The sequence below is a fragment of the Burkholderia sp. FW306-1C-G01B genome (assembly GCF_058781685.1).
Window position 1 is genome coordinate 898,895 of record NZ_JBYSWZ010000001.1, and the last position, 8,414, is coordinate 907,308.

The 8,414-nt window shown below is 67.1% G+C and carries 9 protein-coding genes; 5 read left to right on the forward strand and 4 right to left on the reverse strand.

Annotation, left to right across the window (positions count from 1 at the left end):
* Nucleotides 1-37 precede the first annotated feature (37 nt).
* The gene (locus tag AC3WLY_RS04140; protein WP_492309098.1) at nt 38-898 is read right to left on the reverse strand and encodes a LysR family transcriptional regulator; all 861 of its coding nucleotides are present in this window, start codon (nt 896-898) and stop codon (nt 38-40) included.
* Nucleotides 899-1,553: 655 nt separating this feature from the next.
* Here AC3WLY_RS04140 and AC3WLY_RS04145 point away from each other — a divergent pair.
* Nucleotides 1,554-2,339 (forward strand): ABC transporter substrate-binding protein, encoded by a 786-nt coding sequence (locus AC3WLY_RS04145; protein ID WP_425132299.1) that lies wholly within the window; start codon nt 1,554-1,556, stop codon nt 2,337-2,339.
* A 45-nt stretch (nt 2,340-2,384) separates the two neighbouring features.
* Nucleotides 2,385-3,233, forward strand: a complete 849-nt coding sequence (locus AC3WLY_RS04150; protein ID WP_492310899.1) for a phytanoyl-CoA dioxygenase family protein — start codon at nt 2,385-2,387, stop codon at nt 3,231-3,233.
* 92 nt (nt 3,234-3,325) lie between these two features.
* Here AC3WLY_RS04150 and hutC read toward each other — a convergent pair whose 3' ends face one another.
* Both hutC and AC3WLY_RS04160 read right to left on the reverse strand, forming a co-directional pair.
* Complete coding sequence (gene hutC / locus AC3WLY_RS04155) at nt 3,326-4,063, reverse strand: histidine utilization transcriptional repressor HutC (RefSeq protein WP_034181575.1); 738 nt, start codon at nt 4,061-4,063, stop codon at nt 3,326-3,328.
* Nucleotides 4,064-4,094: 31 nt separating this feature from the next.
* The gene (locus AC3WLY_RS04160; RefSeq protein ID WP_021158662.1) at nt 4,095-4,637 is read right to left on the reverse strand and encodes a helix-turn-helix domain-containing protein; all 543 of its coding nucleotides are present in this window, start codon (nt 4,635-4,637) and stop codon (nt 4,095-4,097) included.
* A gap of 133 nt (nt 4,638-4,770) precedes the next feature.
* On the opposite strand from AC3WLY_RS04160, the gene AC3WLY_RS04165 reads away from it, so the two are divergent.
* From AC3WLY_RS04165 to AC3WLY_RS04175, 3 genes are read left to right on the forward strand one after another with little or no spacing between them, the layout of a single operon-like run.
* Nucleotides 4,771-5,553: an aldolase gene (locus tag AC3WLY_RS04165; protein ID WP_492310891.1), complete on the forward strand. Its 783-nt coding sequence runs from the start codon at nt 4,771-4,773 to the stop codon at nt 5,551-5,553.
* A 50-nt stretch (nt 5,554-5,603) separates the two neighbouring features.
* Nucleotides 5,604-6,500 (forward strand): dihydrodipicolinate synthase family protein, encoded by an 897-nt coding sequence (locus tag AC3WLY_RS04170; protein ID WP_492310892.1) that lies wholly within the window; start codon nt 5,604-5,606, stop codon nt 6,498-6,500.
* A complete protein-coding gene (locus AC3WLY_RS04175) occupies nt 6,497-7,201 on the forward strand; it encodes an MOSC domain-containing protein (protein ID WP_492310893.1) in 705 nt (234 codons plus the stop codon). The genes AC3WLY_RS04170 and AC3WLY_RS04175 overlap by 4 nt, the downstream gene beginning before the upstream one ends.
* Before the next feature lie 25 nt (nt 7,202-7,226).
* On the opposite strand, the gene AC3WLY_RS04180 is transcribed toward AC3WLY_RS04175, so the two are convergent.
* Nucleotides 7,227-7,991, reverse strand: coding sequence for an SDR family oxidoreductase (locus AC3WLY_RS04180; RefSeq protein WP_492310894.1), 765 nt, complete (start codon nt 7,989-7,991; stop codon nt 7,227-7,229).
* Between the last annotated feature and the right edge of the window lie 423 nt (nt 7,992-8,414).

Consider the following 8,414-nt stretch of genomic DNA (forward strand, 5'->3'; position numbering starts at 1 on the left):
GCCCCTTCCTCGTTCCTGAACGAACCCCGCCGCGCGACTATTCCTCGTGCTCCAGCATCGCCGCGAGCGTCTTCGTCAGCTCGCTGACCATCGGGTCGGCTGTCGGCCGATGCAGGATGGCGATGTCCATGTGCTCGATCGGCGCGAAGCCCTGCTTCGCGGTCAGCACGGTGTGCTCGTCGGTCACCACGCGCGCCGGCAGCACGCTGATGCCGAGCCCGTCCGCGACGGCGGCCTGGATGCCGCTCAGGCTCGACGTCGTGAAGCTGATCCGCCAGCGGCGGCCGCGCTCCTCGATCGCCTTGATCATGTCGTCGCGATAGAGCCCGCGCGGCGGAAACACGACGACCGGCACCGGGTCGAGATCGATCGACGGATGCTTCGCGCTGTCGATCCAGCGCAGCTTCTCGGGCCAGCGCACGACGGCCTCGCGGCTGTCGCGCCGCTGCTTGATCAGTACGAGATCGAGCTCGCCGCGGTCGTATGCCGCGCTGACGTCGCGGCTCAGCCCGCACGTCACTTCGAGCTTGACCTGCGGATGCGTGCGATTGAACGCGGCGAGCGCATGGGTCGTGCGGCCCGCCGCGAAATCGTCGGGCACGCCCAGCCGGATCGTCAGCGCGACCGTCGCGCCCGACAGCGCTTCCTGCATCTCGTCGTTCAGCGCGAGCATGCGCCGCGCGTAGCTGAGCGCCGTCACGCCCGCATCGGTCGGCCGCACGTCGCGCGTGGCGCGGTCGAGCAGGCGGTGCCCGGCGATTTCCTCGAGCCGGCGCACCTTCTGGCTGACCGTCGACTGCGTCGAGTGCAGGCGCGCGGAGGCGGTCGTGAAGCTGCCGCAGTCGGCGACCATCACGAGCGCGCGCAGCAGGTCGAGGTCGAACAGGGGTCTATTCATTTATGCACTTTTGCGGATCCGAATATTTCATTTCCTAATGCGTGCGACGACTTTTAACATGGCCGGCCGCCGCGGACAATCGCGGTTTCGCCGGACCCCGCGGGGCGCCGCGTGGACGACTGACGCATCGCATCGGCCGCGCATCGGCGAGCGCGGCGGCGCGGGTATGGGGAGATCGAGCGGGTGCTGGTGGGGGCGGGGGCGCGGTAGGTTTTAGTGCGAGATGGCGTCGCGGCCGAGTTGTGGATTCATTGGCACCGATGCGGTATAGGACGCGTCGCCAATACTGGTCAAGCAGTGCCGGACAAGGCTTTGCTTCGCTTACCTGTATAGACATTGCCATCTCGTAGATATCCATAAAAACACACTCTGTGGCAGGCGTGCGTCGCGCAGGGTAAACACCAAAAAAACGCGAAAACCCCGCCAGTAAGCCGTATTTCAAGCGCCATCCCCTCCTTTTCGCCCCCGCCCGGCCTCACCCCGCCTCGTCCCCGCGTGTTCCCGCTTGCGCTCGAAAATTGAGCAGTCTAGACTGCATCGCAGTTTCAACGAAGTCCCCGTCTTTCGCGCACCGCACCGCGCCGGCATCCCGGCGCGGTGCCATCCACCGGACGCCGGCGGTCGCCTGCCGCGTCGAGACCTTCAAGGACACGTCATGAACCGCACTGCAAAGCTCCTCGTTACCGCGCTGGCGTTCGCGCCGCTCGTGTCGTTCGCGCAGGACACGTCGACGATCCGCTGGGGCATCGATCCCACGTATCCGCCGTTCGAGGCGAAGCAGCCCGACGGGTCGCTCGCCGGCTTCGACATCGACCTGCGCAATGCGATCTGCGAGGAACTGCGTGCGAAGTGCGTGTGGGTCGAGCAGGGCTTCGACGGGATGATTCCGGCGCTGCGCGCGCGCAAGTTCGACGTGATCATGTCCGCGATGACGGCCACCGACGAGCGGCTCAAGCAGATCGACTTCTCGAACAAGCTGTATGCGTCGCCGGCCGCGCTCGTCGCGCCGGTCGGCTCGAAACTGCTGCCGACCGCGGCGTCGCTCGCGGGCAAGCGCATCGGGATCGACCAGGGCACGACGCAGGAGGCGTACGCGAAGGCCGAATGGGCGACCAAGGGCGTGACGATCGTCTCGTACCAGAACCAGGACCAGGTGTACCAGGATCTCGTCAACGGCCGCCTCGACGCGACCTTCCAGGACAAGACGCAGGCCGGCTACTCGTTCCTGAAGACGCCGCGCGGCAAGGGCTACGCGTTCGCGGGCCCCGACGTGACCGACGCGCGCATCACCGGCTACGGCGTCGCGATGGGGCTGCGCAAGGGCGACGCCGACATGAAGAAGCGGCTGAACGACGCGATCGTTGCGATCCGCGCGAACGGCACATACCAGAAGATCGCCGCGAAATACTTCGACTTCGACATCTACGGCGCGAAGCCGTGAGCGCCGCACCGTGACCCCGTGATTCATTCAATCGACAGGCAAACCATGACGAGTATCCAGGACCGCGTCGCGCAAGCCGTGACGCCCGAACTGATCGCCGCGTTCCGCGAGGAAGGCGCGGTCTGCATCAAGGGCATCTTTTCGCCCGACGAAGTGGCCGCGCTCCGGGCCGGCATCGACGCGAATCTCGCGCAGCCGAGCGAGCGCGCGAAAGTCGCGAGCCGGCCCGACGATCCGGGCTGGTTCTTCGAGGATTTCTGCAACTGGCAGCGCAACGACGCATACCGCGACTTCATCGTGCGCTCGCCGGCGCCGTCGGTGGCTGCCGCGCTGATGGGCACGGAGCACGTGCGGCTGCATCACGACCACCTGCTCGTGAAGGAACCCGGCACGCGGCAGCGCACGCCGTGGCACCAGGACCAGCCGTACTACAACATCGAAGGCGACGACAACGTCAGCATGTGGATTCCGGTCGATCCGGTGCCGCTCGAATCGACGCTGGAATTCGTCGCGGGCTCGCATCGCGGGCCGTGGCTGATGCCGCGCACGTTCATGGACAAGGAGGCGAAGTGGTTCCCGGAAGGCAGCCTCGCGGACCTGCCCGACATCGAAGCCGATCGCGCGGCGTTCCCGATCCGCCACTGGGCGCTCGAGCCCGGAGACATGGTGTGTTTCCGGATGCTCACGCTGCATGCGTCGGGCGGCACGCAGAACCGCCGGCGAGCGTTCTCGATCCGCTTCGTCGGCGACGACATCCGTCACGCGCCGCGCCGCTGGAAAACGTCGCCCGATTTCCCCGGGCTCGCGGCGCAACTGCCCGACGGCGCGCCGCTCGAACACCCGCTGTTTCCGGTCGTGTGGTCGCGCGGCGCGGGGCAAGTCGGCGCGATCTGACCGGCGCATGCAACGAGCGCGGCGGCCGTTTCCTGACGAAACGGCCGCCGCGCGTTTTTGTGCGTGTCGGCGTGTCTGCGTGTGACGAAGGTTCAGGTCGGGTGGCGCCCGGCGCCCGGCTTGAAGCGCGAGCCGAGCCGGTAGCGGTTGCCCGGGTGCAGGAAGTGCACGAACGTGACGGGCAGCCCGTCCGTCCAGGTGCGGCGCGTGAGCGTGAGGCACGGCTCGTCGGCGCGCATGTCGAGCAGTCGTGCTTGTTCGCCGGTCGGCAACGATGCGTCGACGACGTGCTCGATTTCCAGTTCGTAGTGCGACACGTTGTTGTACAGGTACTCGGACGGCGGCTCGACCTGGAAATCCTGGTCGATGAAACCGGGCGCGGCGGCCGGGTTCACGTAGCGATCCTCGAGCTGGATCGGGCGGCCGTTTTCCTCGTGCACGCACACCACATGAAAGACCGGCGTGTTGACCGGCAGGCCGAACGCGGCCGCGACGTCGAACGACGCGGGCTCGCTCGACCGGCTCAGCACGCGGCAGCGGTATTCGTGCCCGCGCGCGCGGATTTCGTCGCGGATATGCGCAATCATCAACAGGTTCGACTGCGGCTTCGCCTCGGCGACGAAGGTGCCGACGCCCGCGATGCGCTTCAGCACGCCTTCCTCGGTCAGTTCGCGCAGCGCGCGGTTGACCGTCATGCGCGCGACGCCGAACTGCGCGGCGAGATCGAGCTCGGACGGAATGCGGTCCCCGGGGCGCCAGTCGCCCGACTCGACGTTCTGGCGAACGAGCGTCTTGATCTGCTGGAACGGTGCGGTGGCCTTTGTGACCATCGGAAGATCCTTGCGCGGAAAAGTGACGAGTCTAGTCGTCGTGGCTGACGATGACCAGGATCTCCGCCTGCGCGGCGCCGAGGCTGCGCGTGCGGTGCGGGATGAGTGCGTTGAAATAGACTGAATCGCCGGTCTTGAGTTGCACCGTCTCGTTCGGAAACTCGATTTCGACGCGCCCCTTGTGCACGAACAGGAATTCCTCGCCTTCGTGCTCGCGGAACGTCGACGCGACGAACTCGTGCGGCGGATGCACGACGAACGGCAGCATCTTCTTCGGCGCGACGCCGGCCGCGATGCTTTCGAAGCGGTGCGCGTGGCTGTCGGCCGCAGCGCCCATCGCCGTGCGCTCGCCGGCGCGCGTGACGGTGATCAGCTCGCGATTGCGGCTTTCCGAGAACAACTGCTCGACGTCGACATTCAGCGCCTTCGACAGCTTCAGCGCGACCGCGATCGACGGCACGCTCAGGCCGCGCTCGACTTTCGACAGATAGCTCTTGGTGAGGCCGGTCTCGTCGGCCAGCACATCGAGCGTCCAGCCCTTCTGTTTTCTGAGCAGCTTCAGGCGAATCGTCATGGGGCGCCAGGTGTCCTTCGAAAAACCGATTGTAACGCATGACACAATGTGTCATATAATGGATCGAGTGTCATGAGTCCGGCGGAAACGGCTGCGGACGACGCGACACATCCGACCCATTCAGGAGGCGAACATGGCGGAAACGCTGAATTTGACGAAAGAGGCGCTGGTCGCGCTGGCGGAGCGGCGTCTTGAAAACGAGGTGGGCGACAGCGGCTGGTCCGCGCGGCAGAAGCTCGCACTCACGTGCCGGATCCTGTTCGACGCGGGCCACGATTCCGGCCTGGCCGGGCAGATCACCTGCCGTGCGGGCGACGCCGGCACGTACTACACGCAGCGGCTCGGGCTCGGTTTCGACGAGATCTCGGCCGCGAACCTGCTGCGCGTCAACGAGGATCTCGACGTCGTCGACGGCGCAGGCATTCCGAACCCGGCCAACCGGTTCCATACGTGGATCTATCGCGAGCGCCCGGACGCGAACTGCATCATCCACACGCATCCGGCGCATGTCGCGGCGCTGTCGATGCTCGAGCAGCCGCTCGTCGTGTCGCACATGGATACCTGCCCGCTGTACGACGATTGCGCGTTCCTGAAGGACTGGCCCGGCGTGCCGGTCGGCAACGAGGAAGGCGAAATCATCTCGAAGGCGCTCGGCAGCAAGCGCGCGATCCTGCTGTCGCATCACGGCCAGCTCGTGGTCGGCAAGACGATCGAGGAAGCGTGCATCCTCGCGCTGCTGATCGAGCGGGCCGCGAAGCTGCAACTGCTCGCGATGTCGGCCGGCGAGATCAAGCCGGTGCCGCCGGCGCTGGCGCGGGAAGCGCACGACTGGATTTCGAAACCGAAGCGCGATGCGGTGACGTTCGACTATTACGCGCGCCGCGCATTGCGCATGCATCGCGACTGCATCGCTTGAACGAGCGCATCGTTTTCGTCGCGTTCACTCATCATTGAGGAATACACATCATGTCTATCCTGCTGCAAGGCATCATTGCCTACCCGGTCACGCCGTTCTCCGTCGACGGCGGCGTCGACCTGAAAACGCTCGATGCGCTGATCGAGCGCCTGATCGCCGACGGCGTTCATGCGATTGCCCCGCTGGGCAGTACCGGCGAGAGCGCATACCTGTCCGACGCCGAATGGGAGGCGGTTGCCACCGGGGCGATTCGCGCGGTGCGCCGGCGCGTGCCGACCGTCGTCGGCATCTCCGATCTCACCACGGCGGGCGCGGTGCGCCGCGCGCGCTTCGCCGAACAGGCCGGCGCCGATGCGGTGATGGTGCTGCCGGTGTCGTACTGGAAGCTCGGCAACGACGAGATCGTCGCGCACTACCGCGCGATCGGCGACGCGATCGGCATTCCGATCATGCTGTACAACAACCCTGCGACGAGTGGCGTCGACATGTCGCCCGACCTGATCGCGACGATCTGCCGGACCGTCGACAACGTCACGATGGTCAAGGAGAGCACCGGCGACATCGGCCGGATGCACCGGCTCGCGCAGTTGAGCGACGGCACGATCCCGTTCTACAACGGCAGCAATCCGATGGCGCTCGCCGCGCTGGCCGCGGGCGCGGCCGGATGGTGCACGGCCGCGCCGAACCTGAACGCCGCGTTGCCGCTCGCGCTGGTCGACGCGATGCGCGCGGGCGACCTGACGCGCGCCAGGTCGGCCTTTCATGCGCAGTTGCCGTTGCTGCAGTTCATCGTCAACGGCGGGCTGCCGGTGACCGTGAAGGCAGGATTGCGCCTGCGCGGCTTCGACGCCGGCGAACCGAGGAAGCCGCTGCTGCCGCTTGGCGAAACGCGCACGCGCGAGCTCGAACGCCTGCTGGCGGCACTGCCGGATGGTGTGCCGGCATGAGCGATGAAGCACGGCCGGCGATCGCAGTTGCCGTCGGCGCGGTGCGGATCGGCACGAGCCGGCCGCTGGCCGGCACGCCGCACGCGAGCGCGATCGACAAGCGGCCGGTCGATTCGCGTCTGTGGCTGGGCGCGCTCGGCTTTGCCGGCGACGAGCAGGCCGATGCGCGGCATCACGGCGGGCCGGACAAGGCGGTCCACCACTATGCGCACGATCACTATGCGTGGTGGTCCGCGCAGATCGGCGCGCGCGACGTGCTCGCTCGACCGGGCGCGTTCGGCGAGAACCTGTCGACGCATGGCGTGACCGAGCACGACGTGTGCATTGGCGACGTGTTCGCGCTGGGCGGCGCCGTGCTTCAGGTGACGCAATCGCGGCAGCCGTGCTGGAAGCTCAACGCGCGCTTCGATCATCCGCGGATGGCCGCGCTCGTGCAGCAAAGCGGCCGGACCGGCTGGTACTACCGCGTGCTGCACGAAGGCTGGGTGGCGCCTGGCGACGTGCTGGCGCTGCATGAGCGCAGCTTTCCGCAATGGCCGCTGTCGGCGGTGCTCGATGTGCTGTACCGACGCACGCTCGACATGACCGCGCTCGATGCGCTGTGTGACGTCCCGGTGCTGCCGCCCGGCTGGCGCAAGATGCTTGAAAAGCGCCGGACGGAGCGGCAGGTCGAAGACTGGACGAAACGGCTCGAGGGATGACGGGCCGCGGCCCGTGGCTCACGGCTTATCTGGCCGGCAATTCCCGCACGTCGGCCGTCGGCGTGGAGCCGAACGCATCGCTCAGCGCATAGCCGATCAGTTGACGTGCAGCTGCTTCGGGCGTCGCGAGCGCGCCGCTCGACTTCAACTGGTCGAACTTCTCGCGCATCGGGAAGTTGTCTTCGCTGGTCGAGCGGATCGTCGCCTGCATGCCGGTATCGACGACACCTGGCGCGACGCTGCAGATCCGCAGCGCTCGGTTCGCATCGAGCGCGACCGCGCGCGCATGGTGATCGAGTGCGGCCTTGGTCGCGCAGTAGATGCTCCAGCCCGCGTACGCGTTGCGCGCCGCACCGCTCGACAGGTGCAGGATCCGGCATTCGGTCGTGGCGGATGTCGCCTGCGCGAGCGCGGCCGACAGCATCAGCGGCGCCGCGACGTTCAGGCCGACCGCGCGCGCGACGATCGCCGGGTCCTGCGCGGCGAGCGGGCCGATCGGATCGACAATGCCCGCGTTGTTGAACAGCAGCACGATCGACGCGCCGTCGACGAAGCTGCGCAGCGTGTCGCCGGCCAGCCAGGTCGCGACGGCCGACGTGTCCGACAAGTCGAGTTCGACTTCGGCGAAGCGGCCGCCGGCTTGCGACGTGAGCGATGGATGGCGGCTGCGCGACACGCCGAGCACGGCGATGCCTTCCTGCAGCAGTTGTTCGGCGAGCGATGCGCCGAGACCGCGCGTGTGTCCGGTGACGATGGCGCGCACGTGCGGCGAGGTTGAGGATGCAGTCATGGTGGCGAACGGGTGATTGGGTGAAAAGGTGAACGGTGTCGACGAGCGGCGCGCAGGCGTGGCGGCAGTGTGTGTTGGGTGGGTGATGCGTGGTATTGATGCGCAGAGGTGTGCAGAGGCGGTTGCGCGCGGCGCCGCGGATGTCCGCATGAACGCATATCGTAGCGTCGGCATGCGTGCCGCGCAAACGCGGGCATGATTCCGCCGTGCATGCGCCGCAGGGTGCAGCGTGTGTGAAGTGCGAATTCGCGAGTGCCGTGCGCGTGCATCGCCGCGCGGCATCGGGCGGCAGATACGTTGGACGAAAGGCAACTGCGGCAAGTGCGCGCCCCGGCACGGCGAGTAGGAACCTGTCCGCATTTTTGTGGGCGAGGCGGTTGAACAGCGCGTTATCCGCGTGCCTGCATAAATCGCTCGCCGAAC